The sequence below is a fragment of the Mesoflavibacter profundi genome, from assembly GCF_014764305.1.
Lineage (GTDB): Bacteria > Bacteroidota > Bacteroidia > Flavobacteriales > Flavobacteriaceae > Mesoflavibacter > Mesoflavibacter profundi.
The window spans coordinates 2091179-2113927 of sequence record NZ_CP061703.1 but is presented as its reverse complement, the minus strand read 5'-3'; the positions used below and the strand labels follow the sequence as shown (position 1 = coordinate 2113927).

Genomic DNA, 22749 nt, shown 5'->3' with positions numbered 1-22749 from the left:
TCGTAATTATTTGCATTTTATCGATATTTTAAATACGTTTGTCGTATCCTAAATCAATTCCCAACGTTTAGATAAACTATTGATAGCGAGCTATGAAAACGGAAAAAACCTACAACAAAAGTCTAATTTTTTGGCTAACCATTGTACATTTATTATTAGGCTATTTAACATTTGCCCAGCAAATCACAATAAATGATACATTTTCTGCGCAAGAATTGGTAGAAAATAATCTTGTACAAGGTTGTGTAGAAGTGAGCAATATTAGCTCTAACATTAATGGTCAAATTGATGGGTTTTCTAGTTTTGGATATTTTGAAAGAGCTGGCTCTAGTTTTCCTTTTGAAAACGGTATAATGCTTTCCACTGGACAAGCTGTTTCAGCTGGAAATGCTTTAAACGCTAATGAGTTAAACGATGGTACAACCAATTGGACTACAGATCCAGATTTAGAAACTGCTTTAGGGATAAGCAATACATTAAATGCAACTTCAATAGAATTTGATTTTATATCTACTTCAAGTACTATTTCATTTAATTACATATTAGCATCAGAAGAGTATTTTGCAGATTACCCTTGTCAATATTCAGATGGATTCGCTTTTTTAATTAGAGAAGCCGGAACAAGTAATCCTTATCAAAATATTGCGTTAGTTCCTGGTACATCTACACCAGTTAACACTATGACTATTCATGATGAAATAGTTGGGTTTTGTCCTGCTGAAAATGCCAATTATTTTGAAGGTTATAATATAGGTGATACTAACTTTAACGGACGAACAACAATTTTAACTGCTTCTGCTACCATTACACCAAATGTGCAGTATAATATAAAATTAATTGTTGCCGATCAAACAGACCAAAATTATGATACAGCTGTTTTTATAGAAGGAAATAGCTTTACAGATTCGGTAGATTTAGGTAACGATATTAATACTTGTGATGCATCTGTTACGTTAGATGCAAACACTAATAATCCTCAAGCAACTTACCAATGGTATTTAGATGGCGCTATTATTCCTGCTGAAATTAACAGCACACTAAATGTAACGTCAGATGGTGCATATACAGTACAAATCACTGTGCCTTTAAATGCTAGTTTTTGTACGTTTGAAGATACTATAAATGTAACTTTAAATACAATACAAACTGGTCCATCTGTTACAGATATAGTTGTTTGTGACGATGCATCTAATGACGGTACAGAAGTTTTTGATTTAAATCCTAAAATTACCGAAGTTGAAGCTGTTTTACCAAATTCGACTTACAATATTACATTTCACACATCACAATCAGATGCGATAAATGATCAAAACTCAACAACTTCTGTAACTAGTACTTCACCAACTCAAGCTGTGTATTACAATGCGCAAGACACAAACACTGGTTGTATTTATGTTGGAACCTTCAACTTAATAATTAATCCGTTTCCTACAGTTACAAACCCAACAACACTTTCGGTTTGTTCTAATAATGGTGGTAGCGTAGATTTAACTGTAAAGGATGACGAAATTACTAACAGCAACGTAAATTATTTAATTACTTACCATTTTAATCCTGCAGATGCTCAAACAGGAGCAAATCCAATACCTCAACCTTATACACCTTCAAATCCAACCGAAACTGTTTATGTTCACGTTATGGATGTTACAACTGGTTGTATTGCAACAACGTCTTTAGATATAGAGGTTAACACCAATCCTGTTATAAATCCTGATGTACAACAATTAGATGCTTGCGAACAAGATGGAGATGGTTTTGATACTTTTGATTTAACCCAAAATATAGACGATATTTTAAACGGACTCACTAACGTAACGGTAACTTATCATGAAACTTTAGACGATGCAAATCTTGGTTTAAATCCTATTAACAACCCAACAAGTTATGATAATATAGATCAAGATGTACAAGTAGTTTTTGTTAGAGTTGAAGATAACGCAACTGGTTGCGCATCTGTAGTACCAATGGAACTGCATACCTTTTTATTAGAAACCGGGACAAATATTACAGATTTTTACGAGTGTGACGATGCTAGTAATGATGGTATTGTGGATTTTGATTTACAACAAGTTGGGATAGAAATTATTAACGACTTAGAGAATGTAACTATAGATTTTTACGAAACCGAAACCGATCAAACTAACGGTACAAACGCTATAGACCAATCTGTTTTATATACGATTACTACAAATCCAACCGAATTATTTATAACCTTAAACAGCTCTACTTGTACGCATTTTGCAAGTATATTTTTACATATCAATGAAGGATTTGACATTTCACTTACAGACACACAATATTACTGCGATACCGACGACGATGGATTTACAAGCATAGAACTTTCAAGTTTTGATGCTTACGCTGGAACTGGTGTACCTAATCCTTATGTAAGTTATTTTGAAACCCAAACCGATGCCGATAATAATGCTAATATTTTACCAGCATTTTATAATAATCCAACTAATCCTTTAACACTTTACGTTAGAGTACAAAACACAAATACTAGTTGTTACGCAATTTCTTCAATTAATATTGAAGTTTTGCCTGCTCCAACCATTATGCAACCTTCAGATATTGTTATTTGTGACGACGATCAAGATGGTATGTACATAGTAGATTTAGATGCTAAAATTGCCGAAATTGTGAGCGATACAACTAACCGCACAATAACTTTTCACACATCTCAAAATGATGCAGATGCTAGCAATAACGCTATTACTAACACATTAAATTATAATGCAGATACACAAACCATATTTTGTAGAGTAGAAAATACAACTACTGGTTGTTATGCTGTACAACCCTTTGAAATTATTGTAAATACCTTACCTGTTTTCCCTAACATTTCTACCTATACTAATTGCGAAACCGATGGTAACCAAATAGCAGATTTTATCTTCCAAGATAAAGATGCCGAAATTTTAAACGGTCAAACAGGTAAAGAAGTTTTGTATTTTGAAACTGCTCAAAACGCTATAGACAATATTGCTCCAATAGATAAAACGGTTGCATACCAAAATACATCTTCGCCTCAAACTATTTATGTTAGAGTACAAAACTTAACAGACAATAGTTGTTATGGGACTTCATCGTTTGATATAGTCGTTGGATCGTACCCTATTTACAATGCACCAACGGATGTTTTTGTTTGTGACGATGTGACTAATGACGGATCAGAAACTTTTGATTTAAATACAGTAACTGCAGAGATTATACAAGGTTCTCCAGAAACATTAATTGTAAATTATTACGAATCGCTTACTGATGCAGAAAATGAAGTTAATCCGTTACCAATTTCAACATTTAGTAATACACAAAATCCGCAAGAATTATTTGCAGTAGTAGACAATGGAACGTATTGTAAAGGTATTGCTAGTTTCGAATTCAATGTAATTCAAGTACCATTAACAAACATGCCTAGTGCTTTAGAAACTTGCGATGATGATACAGATGGTTTTTCAACTTTTGATTTAACTGTTTCTGAAGTTGAAGTATTACCAATCCGTCAAAACAATACGGTAATCGAGTATTACACAGATTCATTAGAATTAGAACAAGGGATAAATCAAATTTCAAATCCTCAAAATTTCACAAATACGGTAAATCCGCAAACAGTATTTATTAAAGTCGTAAATACGGTTTCTAATTGTTATGCAGAAATTCCTTTAGAATTAATTGTTGAAGTTCCGCCAGTAATTAATCCCAATGTAAGTATTCAAATTTGCGAAGATGCATCTTTCACCTACAATTTAAACGATGCGTTGCCAGAATTAATTGACACAACACAATCTATTGTTTCAGAATTTTACGCAACACTTAACGATGCACAACTTCAACAAAATATGTTAAACACTAATTACACGTATAATGTTGGTAGTCAAAACATCTATTTACGTGCTAATTTTACAGGTAGCGATTGTTTTAATATAGAACCACTTACTTTAACAGCAAATCCTTTACCAACTGCTAATACCATACAAGATTTACAGACTTGTGACGACGATTACGACTTTATTGCAAACTTTGATTTAAGTGTGCAAACAGCTATAGTCTTAGGCAGTCAAAATGCATCTAATTTTACGGTAAGTTATCACGAATCTCAATCTGATGCAGACAACAATCAAAACGCTTTAAGTGATTTAAACGTAACAACAGAAAACGGAACGCCTTATTTTATTAGAATTGAAAACAACACGACAAACTGCTACTCTACTACCAGTTTTACAACAATTGTAAATCGTAAACCAGAAGTAGATATAGAAGATCAAGTGCTTTGTCTTGATGATTTACCATTACTAGTTTCTGCAGAGACCAATGTTGCTACAGATAGTTATTTATGGTCAACAGGAAGCACAAGTTCTTACATAGAAGTTTTACAAGTCGGAACCTATTCTGTTACAGTGACCACACAATTTGGATGTAGTACATCTACAACCTTTAGTGTTTCAGAATCTGAAGCAGCAACCATAGAATTTACAGAAACTGTAGATTTTTCAGATCCTAATAATGTAACTGTAGAAGTTTCAGGAATTGGTGATTATCTATATCAATTTGACGATAATGATCCACAAGAATCTAATTTCTTTTACAATGTACCAATTGGTCCACATACTATTACAGTGATAGATTTAAACGGTTGTAATTCAACTTCAAAAGACATTGTAATTATAGACATTCCTAAATTTGTTACACCAAATAACGATGGGTATTTTGATACTTGGCATATTACTGGTGTAGAACAACTAGAAGGTACAATTGTTTACATTTTTGACCGTTATGGTAAACTTCTTAAAACACTTACACATGCTTCGCCTGGTTGGGACGGAACATACAATGGTAATGTTATGCCTACAACAGACTATTGGTATGTTGCTAATGTTAAAAAAGGAAGTATAGAGTTTCAAGTAAAAGGACACTTTACCTTAAAGCTTTAACATATATTAACTGTTAAAAATTAGAATAGTTCCGTACCTTTGCATGCCATTTGTAAATGTATGAGACTTACTGTAATCTGCTTATTGTTTTTATGTGCAAATCTAGTATCATCACAAAATGTGACTACAGATTGGACAACTTACTCTGCGCAACAACTAATTGAAGATGTGTTAATTGGCAATTCTTGTATTAGTAATGTTAATGTTACTAATGTCGTTGGCGGCAATTTTTCTACCAATGATTTAAGTTATGGTTATTTTGATAGTAATGGCTCTTCTTTTCCGTTTCAAAGTGGTATTGTTTTAAGTACAGGAAAACTTTCTAATGTAAATGGTCCAAATACAACTTTAAGTGATGACGATGCTAATAACTGGAATGGTGATCCTGATTTAGAACAAATCCTTAACGAAACCAATACATTAAACGCTACAATAATCGAGTTTGAGTTTACTGCGCCTGCTAATCAAATTAGTTTTAGATATTTATTTGCTTCAGAAGAATATCAAGAAGGTAATTCTAGTACTTGCCAATATTCCGATTTATTTGGATTTTTAATTAGGCCAACTGGTACGCAACAATATGAGAATATTGCGTTAGTACCTAATACAAATACACCTGTTAAAGTCACTACAGTTCATCCTGGAATTCCTGGTGCTTGTCAAGAAGAAAATCAAGCGTATTTTGGAAGTTGGAATAATAGCAATGCACCTATAAATTTTAACGGTCAAACTGCTGTTTTAACTGCAATTGCTAACACGACTCCAAATCAAACTTACGAGGTAAAATTAGTAATTGCAGACGAGCAAAACTACAGATATGATTCTGCTGTTTTTTTAGAAGCTAGTAGTTTTGAATTATATACAGATCTTGGTCCTAACTTACTTCAAGAGACTAACAATGCTTTATGCGAAAATGATACAGTTACTTTAGATGCGTCTCAAGTAAATGCTAGTAGTTTTAGATGGTATAAAGACAACGATTTACAACCAGAAACATCTTCTACTTACAACGTAGATACTCCTGGATTATATAATGTAGAAGTGACTTTAAATTCAGGCTGTATTTCTTACGGAGAAGTTGTAATAGAACAATTTAATGAACCTACTGCAATAGACACATCAATTACTAATTGCGATATCAATCAAGATGGATTTACGACGTTTAATTTAACAAATGCAGATCAAACAATTATTAATAATAATAGCGACTATTACGTAGCAAATTATTATGTTTCGCTTAATGATGCAGAATTACAAGTTAACGAAATTCAAAATCCTCAAAGTTTTGATAATACCCAAATTAATCAAACAGTCTACGCATTAGTAGCTAGTAATCAAAGTAATTGTACTTCTATCGCACAAATAGATTTAAGCATTTCTAATAACACATTACCGGTTTATACTTTAGATGAATGTGACCAAGATACAATTGATGGTTTTACAACCTTTGATTTAACACAAATCCAAACGCAAGTTGAAAATTCGGTTCCAGCAAATTCAACTATTACGTTTTACGACAGTTTAGATAACGCTTTCGCGGAAAACAATCCGCTATCATTAAATTATCAGAATACAGTTGCTAATTTTCAAACCATTTACATTAAAGTTACCAACCAAAACAATAGTTGTTATGCAGTTACAGAATTAGAATTATCTGTTTTGTATACACCACAAGTACAAACAGATGAAACTTTAGATTACTGCCTTAATAATTACCCTGAAACTATTACGCTTTATGGTGGCGTTTTAAACGATTCGCCTAGCAATTATTATTACCAATGGTTATTAAATGGTGTAGATACTGGTGTAAACACAAGTTTTATAGATGTAAATGAAATAGGTATATATACCGTAATAATTACAGATCCAAACGGTTGTTTTAATTCTAGAACGATTACGGTTAACCCAATAGAAGCGCCAATAATAGAAAGTATAGATTATACAGATTTTTCTAATAACAATATTGTAACTGTTAATTTACAAAACACAGGCGCGTTTAACTTTGCTATAGACAATTTACCATACCAAGACAGCAATGTGTTTACAAATGTAACAGCTGGTTTACATACTATTTATGTTACAGAAATTAATGGCTGCCAAACCGTTGAGCAAACTATTGCTATCATTGGTTTTCCTAAATATTTTACACCTAACAACGATGGTGTAAATGATTTTTGGAAACCTTATGGCGTTTCAGAAGCATTTAATTCGGATGTAGATATTAAAATTTTTGATCGCTATGGTAAACTTTTGCACCAACTTAATCCATTAAGTCAAGGATGGAATGGTACTTTTAAAGGACAACTACTTCCAACTAACGATTATTGGTTTGTTTTTACAGATGCAAATGGTAGAAGCTATAGAAGTCATTTTACTTTAAAACGTTAATATTTTTTTGATTATTAATCAGATACAATTCTAATTTACCGACCAAGTCCAATCTTTTGAAAGATCTTCCCAATTAGGATTATCTTTTTCAACTAGATTAATTTTCCATTGTCGTTTCCATTTCTTCATATTCTTTTCCCTTTTTATCGCGTCATTAACATATTGATATATTTCAAAATAAATTAATTTATCTAATCCATATTTAGAGCTAAAACCTTCGACTAATTTATTTTTATGTTCAAACATTCTTCTTTCTAAATCGTTAGTAACTCCTATGTATAGAGTACTGTTATGCTTATTACTAATTATATACAAATAGTATTGATGTTGAGTTTTAAACATAATATTATTTTCTCAAGATAGATTCCTGCCTGCGCAGGAATGACAGTGCAATTCTAATTTTAACTTTAAGATAAAAAAAGTTTTATCATTTACTAAGTTAGGTACTAATGAAATTTTCTAATTTTAGTAAAAACTGTTATTGCTACGCATGAATAACCAAACGTTTATCATTTAAACTTTTTATGAATCTAAGGTTTTATTATTTACTTGTTACGTACTTATGGTATTTTTCAATATTAGCAAACCTTGTCATTCCTGCACAATTTTTATAGATCGATTCAAAGTTAAACACTTTAAGATAACAAGTTTTACTATTCAACAGTTACGTTATATTGCCATTATTTAATATTAATAATCCTTGTCATTCCTGCGCAGGCAGGAATCTAAAACAAACTTGTATTCTTAACCTTCCTTTAAATAAAAATCTGATTATTATTCAGTAATTTTACAAGATGAAATTCAATATAAAATCAGAATTTGAGCCAACTGGTGATCAACCACAAGCTATAAAACAATTAGTCGACGGTTTAGATAGTAACGAGAAATACCAAACCTTACTTGGTGTTACTGGTTCTGGTAAAACCTTTACGGTAGCTAACGTAATAAAAGAAGTGCAAAAACCTACTTTAGTTTTAGCACACAATAAGACGTTAGCAGCACAATTGTATTCTGAATTTAAACAGTTTTTCCCCGATAACGCTGTTGAATATTTTGTCTCTTACTATGATTATTATCAACCAGAAGCTTATATACCAACATCTGGAGTTTACATAGAAAAAGACTTATCTATTAATGAAGAAATAGAAAAAATGCGACTAAGCACAACATCGTCTTTACTGTCTGGTAGACGTGATGTTTTGGTTGTTGCATCTGTATCGTGTTTGTATGGTATTGGAAATCCAATTGAATTTCAAAAAAACGTAATCACTTTAGAAGTCGATCAAGAAATTTCGCGTACAAAATTACTTCATATGTTAGTGCAAAGTCTGTATTCACGTACCGAAGCCGATTTTAGACATGGTAATTTCAGAATTAAAGGAGATACCGTAGATATTTTCCCAAGTTATGCAGATGATGCGTTTAGAATTCACTTTTTTGGTGACGAAATTGAAGATATCGAACAGTTCAATATTCAAACTAACGAAGTCATAGAACATTACGATCGTTTAAATATTTATCCTGCCAATATGTTTGTAACATCGCCAGATGTGTTACAAGGTGCGATTAGACAAATTCAAGACGATTTAGTCAAGCAACACGATTATTTTAAAGATATTGGCAAACACCTTGAAGCTAAACGTTTAAAAGAACGTACCGAATTTGACCTAGAAATGATTAGAGAATTAGGCTATTGTTCTGGTATAGAAAACTACTCAAGATACTTAGATGGTCGTGAGCCTGGTACACGTCCGTTCTGTTTATTAGATTATTTTCCTGATGATTATTTAATGGTTGTAGACGAAAGTCACGTTACTATTTCTCAAGTTCACGCGATGTATGGCGGAGATAGAAGTCGTAAAGAAAATTTGGTAGAATATGGTTTTAGATTACCTGCTGCAATGGATAACAGACCTTTAAAGTTTGAAGAGTTTGAAGCATTACAAAATCAAGTGATTTATGTATCTGCAACGCCAGCAGATTACGAGCTAGAAAAAACAGATGGTGTTTACGTAGAACAAGTAATTAGACCAACAGGTTTATTAGATCCAATTATCGAGGTAAGACCAAGCTTAAATCAAATTGATGATTTAATTGAAGAAATCCAGCAACGTGTAGAAAAAGACGAGCGCACGTTAGTCACCACATTAACCAAAAGAATGGCTGAAGAATTAACTAAATACTTAAGCCGAATCCAAATACGTGTACGCTACATACATAGTGATGTAGATACTTTAGAACGTGTTGAAATTATGCAAGATTTACGTAAAGGCTTATTTGATGTATTGGTTGGTGTAAACTTGCTTCGTGAAGGTTTAGACTTACCAGAGGTATCTTTAGTTGCTATTTTAGATGCCGATAAAGAAGGATTTTTAAGATCTAATAGATCTTTAACCCAAACTGTTGGTCGTGCTGCACGTAACCTTAACGGAAAAGCAATAATGTATGCCGATAAAATTACCAATAGTATGCAACAAACTATTGATGAAACCGAATACAGACGCCAAAAACAGATTACTTACAATACTAAAAACAACATCACACCAAAAGCCTTAAATAAAAGCTTAGATAGCGTTTTAGCTAAAAATTCAGTTAGTACTTATAGTTACGAATTGGAAGCTGCAAAAGCAGCTGAACCAGAAAGTAAATATTTAACAAAGCCAGATTTAGAGAAAAAGATAAAAGAAAAAAGAAAACTAATGGAGCAAGCAGCAAAAGCTCTAGATTTTATTGTCGCTGCGCAACTTCGTGATGAAATTAAATCGTATCAAGACCAGCTAGAATCATTAAAAAATTAATTGTACTGTGTTCTAAAAATATCTATTAGTACTTCGGCAGGAACAACTCTATCAGGAAAACCATCCATTAAGTATAATACTCGCATTATAGATTCATGGTTTAATCCCATTTTTAATCCGTAATTAAAAAGTTTGGCTTCATCTTTACCCGATCGTTTACTATCTAAATGTGCTAATAAAACTAATCTATGAAATTGTACAATGCGTTCGCTATGAGATTTTAATACTATTCCATTTATAGGATTAGAAATCAAATAATCAAAATCTTCTCTAGAAACTTCTAATTGCTTAGCTACAGCTAATAAAAAATTAAATTCTATAGGCTTAAGATTTGTATCTCCTTTTGCAAATGCAATCATTTCAGATAGCAAGCTTAATTTTTCAACACGATTAGTCATAACAGTTTCTTTTTTAGCTGTATAAAGTTAACTAAAAGTGATTTTTTATGGTCGTCAAAACTGTGCCACTTATCGAAAAATGAGTAGCTTTACACCTAATTTTAAGGCATTTTATCTGTCTACAAATAAAAACACCATTATTACTTATTGATTTTCAATTAATTAAACATGACAAATAACGATATATTTAAAAAACTAAGAGTCGCGCATAAACTTAAAGATACAGACATCGTAGAGATTTTAGCATTAGTAGATTTTAGAATAACAAAATCTGAATTAAGTGCATTTTTTAGACGCGAAGACCATCCTAATTATGTAGAATGTGGTGATCAAATATTACGTAATTTTTTAAATGGCTTAATTATTCATTTGCGTGGACCAATGCCTAAAAAAGAAAATAATTCTAAGGACAAACCTTCAAACGCTTCAAAACCAAAGTCGTTTAAACCAAAAAAAACGTTTAAAAAACCAAATAAAAATAACGAAAACTAAAATTAATCTTATCTTGCAAACTTTGAAAGATTGAATATGTTTGAAACTACTCCTCAAGTTATAGTAAAACCTTCTATTACTGAAGAAGAAATTAAAGTCCTAAATAAAAAGTATAAAGCATTAACTGTTAATGAAAGAATTATACAGTTGTATAAAGATTTTGATATTAAAGACATAATGCTTACCAGCTCTTTTGCAGCAACTTCAGCTTTTTTATTAAAAATTATATCTGATATTAATACAAATCAAAAAGTATATTTTATTGATACTGGATATCATTTTGAAGAGACTTTAAATTATAAACAACAGCTTGAAGAAAAATACAATTTAAATGTTATTTCTATTGGTGCTGTAAAAGAAGAACATGAGTTTACCTCTAAAGATGAAACTTGGAGAAAAAACCCAGATTTTTGCTGCTCTATAAATAAGGTTAAACCTTTAGATTTAATCAAAAACCAATATAAAATTTGGGTTTCTGGATTAATGAAGTGGCAAAGTGATCATAGAGCAACTTTAGATATTTTTGAATTAAGAGGCGATATTTTAAAATTTTATCCTTTACTAGATGTCACTAAAGAAGAAAGAGATGCTTTTATTAAAGAGCATCAACTACCTTTTCATCCTTTAGTAGAAAAAGGTTATAACTCTATTGGTTGTAAACATTGTACTGTTCCAGGAGAAGATCGATCTGGACGATGGAACAACAATCCAAAAACAGAATGTGGATTACATTTATAAAAAAAGAGCAACTAAAATAGTTGCTCTTTTTTAATTTATATCTATTTAAAGTATTAAGATAAAACTTCTTGTACTTTATCTGCAGCTTCTTGAAACTCTGTTGCACTTAGTACATCTAATCCAGAATTGTCAATTAATTCTTTAGCAATATCTGCATTTGTACCTTGTAATCTTACAATAATTGGTACTTGAATTGCATCACCCATATTTTTATAAGCATCTACAACACCTTGCGCTACACGATCACAACGTACAATACCACCAAAAATATTAATTAATATAGCTTTTACGTTAGGATCTTTTAAGATAATTCTAAAAGCAGCTTCTACACGAGCAGCATCTGCAGTTCCACCAACATCTAAGAAGTTAGCTGGTTCTCCACCTGCTTGCTTAATTAAATCCATAGTCGCCATAGCTAATCCAGCACCGTTAACCATACAACCAACGTTACCATCAAGATCTACATAATTTAATCCTAATTGTCCAGCTTCTACTTCAATTGGGCTTTCTTCACGTAAGTCACGTAATTCTGCTAAATCTTTGTGTCTGTATAATGCATTTGCATCTAAAGTTACTTTTGCATCTACAGCCATAATTTTATCATCACTTGTTTTTAATACTGGATTAATTTCAAATAATGAAGCATCAGACTTATCGTATGCTGTATATAATGCAGTAACAAATTTTGTCATTTCTTTAAACGCTGTACCACTTAAACCTAAATTAAATGCTACACGACGCGCTTGAAAAGGTAAAATTCCTGTAGCAGGATCAATCTCTTCAGTAAATATTAAATGAGGTGTTTTTTCTGCAACTTCTTCAATATCCATTCCTCCTTCTGTAGAGTACATAATCATGTTACGACCATTACCTCTATTTAAAAGTACAGACATGTAAAATTCATTAGGCTCAGAATCACCAGGATAATATACATCTTCTGCAACTAAAACTTGGTGTACACGTTTACCTTCGGCAGAAGTTTGAGGCGTTACAAGATCCATTCCTATAATTTGCCCAGCAATATCTTTAACTTCGTCTAAATTTTTAGCAAGTTTTACTCCGCCACCTTTACCACGTCCACCTGCATGAACTTGTGCTTTAATAACGTGCCAACCTGTACCAGTTTCTTCAGTTAATTGTTTTGCTTTTTCAACTGCTTCGTCTGCTGTTTGGGCAACTAAACCACGTTGGATACGTACGCCAAAACTGCTTAATAATTCTTTTCCTTGATATTCGTGTAAATTCATCTTATTTAAAGTAAAATTTTAGTTCAACAAAAGTAAATAATCACATTTACTTACCCTAATATTTACTACTTAAAATGGTAGAGAAATTTTATTAAAACTTTATAAATTGTTAAATAATTAACAAAATGTGTAAAATGTGTAATATTATAAAGTATTCCTTTTTTTATTAGCTTAATAAAATACCTTTGGCTAAAAATTAAATGTTATGCAAAACAAGCAACTTTTAGATATTGCAAAAGAATTTGGTAGTCCTGTTTATATTTATGATGCTAGTAAAATAGAAACGCAGTACAAAAGATTAACTTCTGCGTTTAAAAAAGTAAAACATCTTAAGGTAAATTATGCGGTAAAAGCATTATCAAATATTTCTGTATTAAAGTTGATGTTAAAACTTGGAGCAGGATTAGATACTGTATCTATCCAAGAAGTGCAACTTGGTCTAAAAGCTGGATTTAAGCCAGAACAGATAATTTTTACACCAAATGGTGTCTCTTTAGAAGAAATTGAAATTGCTGCAAAACTTGGTGTACAGATTAACATTGATAATTTATCTATCCTTGAACAATTTGGAACTAATCACCCTAAAACTCCGGTTTGTATTAGGATAAATCCACATGTTATGGCTGGCGGAAATACAAATATTTCAGTTGGGCATATAGATAGTAAATTTGGTATTTCTATACATCAAATACCTCACATACTTCGTATCGTAGAAAATACTAAAATGAATATTAATGGTATACATATGCATACTGGAAGTGATATTTTAGACATCGATGTATTTTTGTATGCTAGCGAAATTTTATTTGAAACTGCTAAACATTTTAAAAATTTAGAATTTATAGATTTTGGATCAGGTTTTAAAGTTCCTTACGGTAGTGGTGATATAGAAACTAATATTGAAGAATTGGGAGAAAAACTAAGTGCTAGATTTAATGAATTTTGTAAATATTATGGTAAACAACTTACCTTAGCTTTTGAGCCTGGTAAGTTTTTGGTTAGCGAATCAGGACAATTTTTAGTTAAAGTAAATGCTGTTAAACAAACAACATCTACTGTATTTGCTCAAATAGATAGCGGATTTAATCATTTAATTAGACCTATGCTTTATGGCTCTAAACACGAGATTAAAAATCTTTCTAATCCAAAAGGTAAAGAACGATTTTACAGTGTAGTTGGATACATATGCGAAACCGATACTTTTGCTAATAATAGACGAATTAACGAAATTAATGAAGGTGATATTTTAACTTTTAAAAATGCTGGTGCATACTGTTTTTCTATGTCTAGCAATTATAATTCTAGATATAGACCTGCTGAAGTATTAGTATATAAAGATAAAGCACACCTTATTAGAAAAAGAGAAACTTTTGAAGATTTGATTACCAATCAAATAGAAATTACATTATAAATTTTGATAAAATACTAGACCATTTTTATCTAAATCGTAAAAAGCAAATTCTTTTGTTCCCCAATCTGTATGTATCACTTTAGTATCTTTATTAAACGCATTTTTAAAATTATATTCCTGAAATAAAACCTCAACATGTTGCGTTACAATTCTTAACATTGGTCTGTTTTTTTCTACTTCCCATTCTTTTGCATCGTGCCACTGTAAGTGAATTTCTATGTCATCACGTCTAATTCCTGCATAAGTTGGTTGTTTGCCATCATCTGCAAATGCAATACTGAAACCTAATTTATTAACGTAAAACTTTAAGGCTTCTAATACGTTTTTTACGGGTAAAATAGGATGAATTTGATGTAATTTAGTTTGCACAATTAATCTTTAATTGGGTTAACTTCTGGTATATTATCTATACCATAAGTATCAAATAAGTAGATTAAACTTGTCATAGTTGCTGCACCTAACTCCAACTCGCGTTTATTTACAGCATCAAACGTATCGTTAGCTGCATGATGATGATCAAAATACCTTTGAGAATCTGGTCTTAAACCAGCTAAAACATTGCTTGTTGTTTTTAACGGACCAATATCTGCTCCGCTTCCACCTTTTTCAAAATAATGAATTAAATATGGCTCGAATAAAGACTTCCAGCTTAGTACTTTTTCAAAATTAGCATCGCTGCAATCAAAACTAAATCCTCGAGGAGTAAATCCACCAGCATCACTTTCTAAAGCAAAAACATGAGTTTCATTTTTAAGTTTAGCGTCTTCTGCATATTTTTTTCCGCCTCGTAATCCATTTTCTTCATTCATAAATAATACAACTCTAATACTGTGTTTTGGTCTTATTCCACTATTTTTTAATAATCTTAAAACATCCATAGATTGTACTACTCCTGCACCATCGTCATGCGATCCATCGCCTAAATCCCAAGAATCTAGATGTCCGCCAACAACCATAAATTGATTTGGAAATTCTGTTCCTGTAATCTCTCCAATTACATTATATGATAATACATCATCAAATTGCTCGCAGTTTTGTTTAAAATAGAATTGTAAATCGCTATCGTTTTTTAAGGCTTCAGAAAGCTTATCGGCATCATTTGTACTAATTGCAGCAGACGGTATATGTTTACTATTTGGTATATCACCATAAGACATACTTCCTGTATGTGGTAAATCGTCTTGACGTAAATTCATAGATCGGACTATTACACCAACAGCACCGTATTTTATTGCTTCCATTGCACCAGCGTAACGTTGGTTTACACAACCGCCATAAGCCATAAATGTTTGAATTAAATCGGCTTGCATTGGTCTGTTATAAAAAACTATTTTACCTTTTATTTTATCTACGCCAAGAGTTTCTAATTCTTCAAAATTTTTAACTTCAATTACATTAGCTGTTAATCCATTTTGTGGTGTTGCTATTGATCCGCCAAGTGCACAAATGTTTACTTTATTAATTACAGAATTAGTAACAAAATGCGCTTCTTCTTTGTCGCCTCTTACCCATTTTGGTACCATAACTGGTTGTAACCATACTTTATCTAAACCTAACTTTTCTAGTTCTGCTTTAGTGTACTGAACAGCTTTTTCGGCATTTTCAGATCCTGATAATCTTCCTCCAATTGAATTTGATAAATAATCCAACCATTGGTAACTTTTTCCGTTAGTTAAAGATTGTGTATAGATTGTTTTTAATACCTCTTGATCTGTTTGCGCATTGACGTTTGCAAATAGTAGTAGTGCTAAGATTATTGTAAGCTGTTTCATGATTGTTGCGTTAGCGATTACTCATATATTTTTATTTTGAAAGAAATCGTGATTACTTTGTAATTGAACGGTTTGTTTGAGCGCCTCGTAGAGCGCGAGTAGCGAAAGCGCGACCCTTGTGGTAACGCCCAAAAAAGACTACTCGTTAGTTAGTTGTTCTTTATAAAGATGTAGGTTTTCTTTAGTTATAGCATCTAATTCTGGTTCTTTAATATCTGTATAAGTTTTTAAAGTTTCGTATAAAATAGTTGCTACGGTTAATCTTGCTGTTGGTTTATCGTCTGCTGGAATATTATACCATGGTGCTTGATCTGTACTTGTTCGATTTATGGCATCTTCATAACAAGTCATATAATTATCCCATAATTTTCTTTCTTTTAAATCTCCTGCCGAAAATTTCCAGTTTTTTTCTTGTAGTTCTAAGCGTCTTAAAAGTCTTTTTCGTTGTTCTTCTTTAGATAAGTTTAAAAAGAATTTAAAAATGATTGTTCCATTTTCTGCTAAGTGCTTTTCAAAATTTTTAATTTGTTGAAAACGCTTATCCCAAAAGGCTTCATCTACATCTTCTATAGACTTAACAAACGGAAGTTTTTCATTTAAAATGTATTCTGGATGCACACGAGTTACCAATACATTTTCATAATGCGTACGATTATGTACACCAAATTTTCCTCTTGCTGGTAAATGCAAGTAATGTCTCCATAAATAATCATGTTTTAATTCTAGTTCTGTAGGCACTTTAAAACTCATTACTTCTACGCCTCTAGCGTTAAAATCTTTAAAAACTTCTCTAATTAAACTGTCTTTTCCAGACGTGTCCATACCTTGTAAACATACTAAAACAGAATATTTACCATGCGCATACATGGTGTCCTGTAGCTCTCCTAATTTTCTTCTAACTTTTTTTAATGCTTTTTTGGTTTGGTCTCTATCTGCATCAAGATTTATAGACGTTGGTAACTGCTTTAAAGTTATTTGATTAGTTATTTTATGGTCGCTTATATTTATGGATTTCATTATAAAGTAATTATTATGGATATTAAATATACAGAAGATTTTGTAGTTTGCAATTTAAAACCAAACTATGTTTTATCGCTATTTATTAATTTTTTGCTTTGGTTTCCTGTATTGTAATGCACAACAGGACACATTGCAGCCTTTTTATAAAACTAATATTTCTAAACCAGACATTTTATCTACACATAGTTTTGGTGTGTTTACATCTAGACTTCAGGGTCATTTTGAAATGACTGCACAAAAAAAATCTTCTGTTTTTATTGGATTGAAAAGCGGAAATGTATGGAGTCCGCCGTTACTGGTCTATATTCCTAAAAATGAAGCTGACAGAGTAAGAGTAAGAACTTACAATTGGGATCAAGCCCATCGTGCTTTTGATGAAAACACCATTGAAAAAGACTCCTTTTACATTGCTAACGATGGTGTTACCAAAGGTTTTAACTTAAATTTTAATATTTATCTTGCTAAAAAACATGAACTTATTATCGATTTTAGAACTCACCTTTTAACTAGCGGAAAATCTATTTTTAGTATTCTTACTAGTGATGAATTTATCGAGAAATTTCATGAAAATATAGCTGGAGGAAATGATCCTTTTGATAGGAAAGTTTTCGGTTTTAATAAAGCAACTATTAATTACGTAGATCGAAACTCCAATAGTATGACGATTAATAATGGTGATTTTTTTGCTACTGGAATTAAAACTAGTTATTACTATTATCCAGGATTATTTAAAAGATTATCTCAGAATTTTAAAGTGAATTTTGGTGCACATCTTGGAGCAAATTTATCTAAATATAATAGTGCTTTAGATTTAGGGTTGTCTACCAACGCTATTAAATTGTATAAATTAAATACAAGTAGTCAAATCAACGTTGGGTTAAGTGTTGGTGTTTTACGCAAAAATATAATTGATTTTAAATCTACAAATTTGGATTTTGGCACTAATGCTTTTATAGCAAATTTAGAATCTTCTTTAGAGTATAGTTTTAAAACTAAACAAGACGTTATACATGCGTTTGGTGCAAATTTTTATTTACAATCTAGCCTAAATAAAAAAGAAGAGCTTGATTACATTATTCCTATTAGACATCCAAATGCTTTTAAATCTTGGGGACAAGGTGCTTTAAACCTTTACAAAAACATAAATTATTGGAGTTTTATATATTCTTTTAGTAAAAAAAATACCACTTACTTTTATGTACAACAAGACCTTACTTTAAATAATAACCCAGACATACAAACTGGTGTTGGATATAAATTTAGTTTATAAAAAAAGCCTCTATATTTAGAGGCTTTTTTTTATTTACTAGCAAAAAGTTTGACATCTTTTTCGCTTACCTCTTTTTCTCCTAAAATTAATAAGCGTTCTACGACATTTCGCAATTCTCTTATATTTCCTGTCCAATCGTAATCTTGTAATAATTTTACTGCTTTATCAGAGAATGTTTTTTCTGCTGTACCTTGTTCTTCAGAGATTTTTTTTGCAAAATGACTTATTAATAAAGGTATATCTTCTCTTCTATCGTTTAACGCAGGAACTTTAACTAAAATTACTGCAAGTCTATGATATAAATCTTCTCTAAACTTACCGTCTTCAATTTCTTTTTTAAGATTTTTATTTGTGGCTGCAATTACTCTAACATTAACTTTAATGTCTTTATCGCTTCCTACTCGCTGTATGCGACTTTCTTGTAATGCACGAAGTACTTTTGCTTGCGCAGAAAGTGACATATCTCCTATTTCATCTAAAAAAATGGTACCACCATTAGCAGCTTCAAATTTTCCTGCGCGATCTTTTGCTGCACTTGTAAAAGCTCCTTTAACATGACCAAATAACTCGCTTTCTATTAATTCTGAAGGAATTGCAGCACAATTAACCTCAATCATTGGACCTTTACTTCGTTCGCTTTTTTCGTGTAACCAATGCGCAACTAGTTCTTTACCTGTTCCATTTGGTCCTGTAATTAATACTCTTGCATCTGTTGGCGCCACTTTATCTATAATATCTTTGATTTGTGATATAGCGTCGCTATCTCCTATCATTTCGTATTTTTTGCTGACTTTCTTTTTAAGAATTTTGTTTTCTACAACTAATTCTTTTCGGTCTAATGCATTACGAACAGTGTTTAATAAACGGTTTAAATCTGGCGGCTTTGAAATATAATCAAAAGCACCTAAACGCATGGTATTTACTGCGGTATCTAAGTCTCCATGACCAGAAATCATTACCATTGGTATTTCTGGTTTTATTTTTTTTACTGCTTCTAGGACTTCAACACCATCCATTTTAGGCATTTTAATATCGCACAGAATTAAATCGTAATCGTCTTTTTTTATTTTGTCTATTCCTGCCAATCCATCTTCAGCTTCATCTACTTCATACGTATCATTTTCTTCAGAAAGTATTTTAACTAATACTCTTCTAATTGCTGCTTCGTCTTCTATTACTAGTATTTTTGACATTATATTTTAAATTTTATTCCTGTTCTTAAATAAAATGTATTAGTATCGTCTAAAGTAAATACATCTTCTCTATCTTGATTTCTAAGTACATTATTCATCATAAATGTATGACCAATATAACTGTAACCTACTAAATGTTTTGAAAAATTATAATCATATCCTATGCCAATTACTGCAATTGACAAAGATATATTATCTACTTGCTTACCTAAAACCATGGTTGGCTTTTGTAAATGGGCAAAATAACCATCTAATCCTACAAATGTTTCTATCGAGTGTTTATCGTTAAAATAATAGGTAACGTTAGATTTTGGTACTCCTAAACTTAATGACCAATTCTTATTAACCTGTCTAAAATAGTTTACAAAAGGAAGCGGAAACGGCAATCCTGTTGTTGTATTATAAGTTAGGCCTAAAATTAAGCGATAAGGACGTTTTATATCTGTTGCATCTGTCCTATCTTTTATTGCATAAACGCCACCATTTAAAAATAAATCTTCGTGGGTTATTTTGTTATTTAATGTTGAAGCTATTCGCGGTGTTATTTTTGCTCCAATACGCCAATTTTGATTTAATTTAAAGGTATATCCTAAATTAAAATCGATAATATTTAAAGTTCTTAAAGGATCTTTATCAAATGGATAATTGTCTTCTAAGTTTAAAATAATGCGGTTATATTCTCCACCAATAATTAAGTAGCAATCTTCGCTTGTTTTAAGCGGAAAATTAAGTAATGCTCTTAGTCTAGTATATTGATCTTCTGAGTTCCCTTTAGGTATAAAAGAATACTCTAATCGTGCTAGATCTGTTAATTGTGCCAATGCCGAAAAACAAAAGCTAAATAGTAATAAGGTTAGAAATATTTTAGCTTGGTTTTTCTTCATTTGGTTTATGTATAATATGAACATCTCTTTGCGGGAAAGGAATGCTAATGTTATGGTCTTTAAATAACTTATTTATTGTAAATCTAATATCACTTTTAGGCATTACAGCATTAAAACTATCGTTTAAAGTGAAAATTAACTTAAATGTTAATGCACTGTCACCAAAATCTGTAAATAAAACGGTTGCTGCAGGATGTTTTAATACGGCTTCGTGTGATTCGGCAGCTTGTAAAAGTAATTTTTTAACCAACTCGACATCACTACCATAAGCAACTCCAACAGTAATACTTTCTCTTGTAGATGTACCGTTTTGCGTCCAGTTATACAATATGTTAGTTAAGTATAAATGATTAGGTATAATTAATACTTTATTATCTATAGTTACAGCTCTTGTGGTACGTAGTTTAATCTCTTCTACACGACCTACTTTACCATCTATTTCTATAATATCACCAACGTGAGCCGATTGATCGATAAGAATAAAAACTCCAGAAATTATATCCTGAAAAAAGGTTTGTAATGCTAAACCAATACCTATTAAAAGTGCTGCAGATGCTGCGAAAACTGCGGTGACATTTACACCAATTCCGTTTAAAGTAATAAGTAATATTATAACATAGATAAGCCATCTAAAATAACCATACACTACACTAAACTTACCTTTATCTTCTTCCGGTAATCGTCTTGTTAAGACTTTAAGTAAAATTCTTAAAAATATAGTGGTTATAAATATAACGCTAACTATAATGATAAGATCTCTAACAGAAACCGTTATTTTATCTGAAAAATCTATATGCAGATTTAAAAAATCTGAAAATTTTTCCCACATCGTGCTCTCTACAATAGCATCTTCAATTTTTTCTATTTTTTCTTCGACTTTACCTTGCATTAGTATTTAATCCATTTAATAAGTTCTTTGTAACTAGGCTTTTTACCGTACATTAAAATACCAACTCTATATATTTTTGCTGCAAACCAAACCGTAAATAAAAATGTTCCTATTAATAACGTTAAGGACACTATTTGCTGCCAAATGGGTACGCCAAATGGTATACGCATTAACATTACTACTGGAGAAGTAAATGGTATAAACGAAAATACGGTACTTACGGTTCCATGCGGATCTTCAATCACCGTAAACATACCAACATAAACCGCTAAAATTAAAGGCATTAAAATTGGCAACATAAACTGCTGTGTATCTGTCTCGTTATCTACTGCTGCACCAATTGCTGCATATAAAGAACTATATAATAAATAACCACTAATAAAAAACAACAAAAAGGCTATAATCAAGTTAGCTAAAGGTAAGTTGAAGAATGCCGAAAAAATAATTTGTGCTTTTTCTGCAGCATCTGGATCTGTCATAGCTTGCTGCATCATTTGTTGTTGTGGCGACTGTATTTGCGCTAAATCTATACCAAAAATAGCTGTAACAATTACCATTAAAACGCCACCTAAAATTAACCAAATTAAAAATTGGGTAATACCTGCTAAAGATGTACCAATAATCTTACCTAACATTAACTGTATTGGTTTTACAGATGAAATGATAACCTCTATAATTCGGCTAGTTTTTTCTTCAATAACGCTACGCATAATCATGTTTCCATAAATTATGATAAACATAAAAAGTAAATAACCTGCAGCGCCACCAAACGCTAATTTTACTACACTGTCAAATTTTGAAGATTTCTCTCCTGAGAAATTTTCTTGAGAAATATCTATTCTAATTTTAGAATCGTCTATTAACTTTGTATCAATACCTTTATTAGCAAGATTTTTATGGGTTAATTCTGTTTCTATCAACTTCTCTAAATCTGAAATTAAAGATAATGCTGGTGTTTCTTTAGAATAAAACTGAACTTTATTTTTTGCGTCTGAAAGATCATTTATTTCTTCTATGTAAAGCAAACCGTAATTGTCGTTTGTTTTTACAATTTGTTTTGCATCTTCTAATTGCTTTCCTTCTAAGATATCGTATTTAATTTCTTTAGAATCTTTAAATACATCTGTTAAATATCCTGATTCATCTAATACAGAAATATGTCTTTGTGAGTCATTATTTAACTGCGATAAATAAGCGACAACTGCAATTAGTGCTATAAATATTAACGGACTTAAAATAGTCATAATTAAAAACGCTTTGTTTTTAACCTTTGTTAAATATTCTCTTTTTATAATAAGTGGAAGATGATTCATAA

General features: G+C 31.3%; 17 protein-coding genes. 7 read left to right on the top strand and 10 right to left on the bottom strand.

The features are described 5' to 3' along the window. The first annotated feature begins 92 nt into the window (after window positions 1–92). On the top strand, window positions 93–4934 hold the full coding sequence (locus tag IFB02_RS09505; RefSeq protein ID WP_191072688.1) for a T9SS type B sorting domain-containing protein: 4842 nt from the start codon (window positions 93–95) through the stop codon (window positions 4932–4934). Window positions 4935–4994: 60 nt separating this feature from the next. Next, the gene (locus tag IFB02_RS09500; RefSeq protein WP_106687143.1) at window positions 4995–7322 is read left to right on the top strand and encodes a T9SS type B sorting domain-containing protein; all 2328 of its coding nucleotides are present in this window, start codon (window positions 4995–4997) and stop codon (window positions 7320–7322) included. A gap of 30 nt (window positions 7323–7352) precedes the next feature. On the opposite strand, the gene IFB02_RS09495 is transcribed toward IFB02_RS09500, so the two are convergent. Then, entirely contained in the window at window positions 7353–7664 is a 312-nt protein-coding gene (locus IFB02_RS09495) for a GIY-YIG nuclease family protein (protein ID WP_106687142.1), read from the bottom strand. Between the two features lie 452 nt (window positions 7665–8116). Here IFB02_RS09495 and uvrB point away from each other — a divergent pair, with 452 nt between their 5' ends. Beyond that, a complete protein-coding gene (uvrB, locus tag IFB02_RS09490; RefSeq protein WP_106687141.1) occupies window positions 8117–10120 on the top strand; it encodes an excinuclease ABC subunit UvrB in 2004 nt (667 codons plus the stop codon). Here the strand turns inward: uvrB and IFB02_RS09485 are convergent. Further along, window positions 10117–10518 (bottom strand): hypothetical protein, encoded by a 402-nt coding sequence (locus IFB02_RS09485; RefSeq protein ID WP_106687140.1) that lies wholly within the window; start codon window positions 10516–10518, stop codon window positions 10117–10119. The two genes, uvrB and IFB02_RS09485, sit on opposite strands and share 4 nt — an antisense overlap. Window positions 10519–10686: 168 nt before the next feature. On the opposite strand from IFB02_RS09485, the gene IFB02_RS09480 reads away from it, so the two are divergent. Together IFB02_RS09480 and IFB02_RS09475 are read left to right on the top strand one after the other, a co-directional pair. After that, window positions 10687–11010: a DUF1456 family protein gene (locus IFB02_RS09480; protein WP_106687139.1), complete on the top strand. Its 324-nt coding sequence runs from the start codon at window positions 10687–10689 to the stop codon at window positions 11008–11010. A 36-nt stretch (window positions 11011–11046) separates the two neighbouring features. Beyond that, on the top strand, window positions 11047–11748 hold the full coding sequence (locus IFB02_RS09475; protein ID WP_106687138.1) for a phosphoadenylyl-sulfate reductase: 702 nt from the start codon (window positions 11047–11049) through the stop codon (window positions 11746–11748). Between the two features lie 53 nt (window positions 11749–11801). Here IFB02_RS09475 and sucC read toward each other — a convergent pair whose 3' ends face one another. Further along, window positions 11802–12995, bottom strand: a complete 1194-nt coding sequence (sucC, locus tag IFB02_RS09470; protein WP_106687137.1) for an ADP-forming succinate--CoA ligase subunit beta — start codon at window positions 12993–12995, stop codon at window positions 11802–11804. A 205-nt stretch (window positions 12996–13200) separates the two neighbouring features. Here sucC and lysA point away from each other — a divergent pair, with 205 nt between their 5' ends. Next, window positions 13201–14406, top strand: a complete 1206-nt coding sequence (gene lysA / locus IFB02_RS09465) for a diaminopimelate decarboxylase (protein ID WP_106687136.1) — start codon at window positions 13201–13203, stop codon at window positions 14404–14406. Here the strand turns inward: lysA and IFB02_RS09460 are convergent. The 3 genes from IFB02_RS09460 to IFB02_RS09450 all read right to left on the bottom strand — a co-directional run bounded on the left by IFB02_RS09460 (window position 14401) and on the right by IFB02_RS09450 (window position 17195). Continuing rightward, window positions 14401–14775: a VOC family protein gene (locus IFB02_RS09460; protein WP_165569192.1), complete on the bottom strand. Its 375-nt coding sequence runs from the start codon at window positions 14773–14775 to the stop codon at window positions 14401–14403. The genes lysA and IFB02_RS09460 overlap by 6 nt on opposite strands. Window positions 14776–14777: 2 nt before the next feature. Then, window positions 14778–16178 carry a M20/M25/M40 family metallo-hydrolase gene (locus IFB02_RS09455; protein ID WP_106687134.1) on the bottom strand — a complete coding sequence of 467 codons (1401 nt, stop codon included), beginning with the start codon at window positions 16176–16178 and terminating at the stop codon, window positions 14778–14780. A 138-nt stretch (window positions 16179–16316) separates the two neighbouring features. Continuing rightward, window positions 16317–17195, bottom strand: coding sequence for a PPK2 family polyphosphate kinase (locus tag IFB02_RS09450; protein WP_106687133.1), 879 nt, complete (start codon window positions 17193–17195; stop codon window positions 16317–16319). Window positions 17196–17262: 67 nt separating this feature from the next. Here IFB02_RS09450 and IFB02_RS09445 point away from each other — a divergent pair, with 67 nt between their 5' ends. Next, entirely contained in the window at window positions 17263–18468 is a 1206-nt protein-coding gene (locus IFB02_RS09445; protein ID WP_106687132.1) for a hypothetical protein, read from the top strand. Between the two features lie 29 nt (window positions 18469–18497). Here the strand turns inward: IFB02_RS09445 and IFB02_RS09440 are convergent, their stop codons facing one another. Genes IFB02_RS09440 through IFB02_RS09425 form a run of 4 tightly spaced genes read right to left on the bottom strand, consistent with a single transcriptional unit; the run spans window position 18498 to window position 22747 of the window. Then, entirely contained in the window at window positions 18498–19661 is a 1164-nt protein-coding gene (locus IFB02_RS09440) for a sigma-54-dependent transcriptional regulator (RefSeq protein ID WP_106687131.1), read from the bottom strand. Next, window positions 19661–20545 carry a DUF6268 family outer membrane beta-barrel protein gene (locus tag IFB02_RS09435; protein ID WP_223878831.1) on the bottom strand — a complete coding sequence of 295 codons (885 nt, stop codon included), beginning with the start codon at window positions 20543–20545 and terminating at the stop codon, window positions 19661–19663. The genes IFB02_RS09440 and IFB02_RS09435 overlap by 1 nt, the downstream gene beginning before the upstream one ends. Further along, window positions 20526–21434 (bottom strand): mechanosensitive ion channel family protein, encoded by a 909-nt coding sequence (locus tag IFB02_RS09430; RefSeq protein WP_191072687.1) that lies wholly within the window; start codon window positions 21432–21434, stop codon window positions 20526–20528. The genes IFB02_RS09435 and IFB02_RS09430 overlap by 20 nt, the downstream gene beginning before the upstream one ends. Continuing rightward, window positions 21434–22747 (bottom strand): ABC transporter permease, encoded by a 1314-nt coding sequence (locus IFB02_RS09425; RefSeq protein ID WP_106687130.1) that lies wholly within the window; start codon window positions 22745–22747, stop codon window positions 21434–21436. The genes IFB02_RS09430 and IFB02_RS09425 overlap by 1 nt, the downstream gene beginning before the upstream one ends. Window positions 22748–22749: the final 2 nt, after the last annotated feature.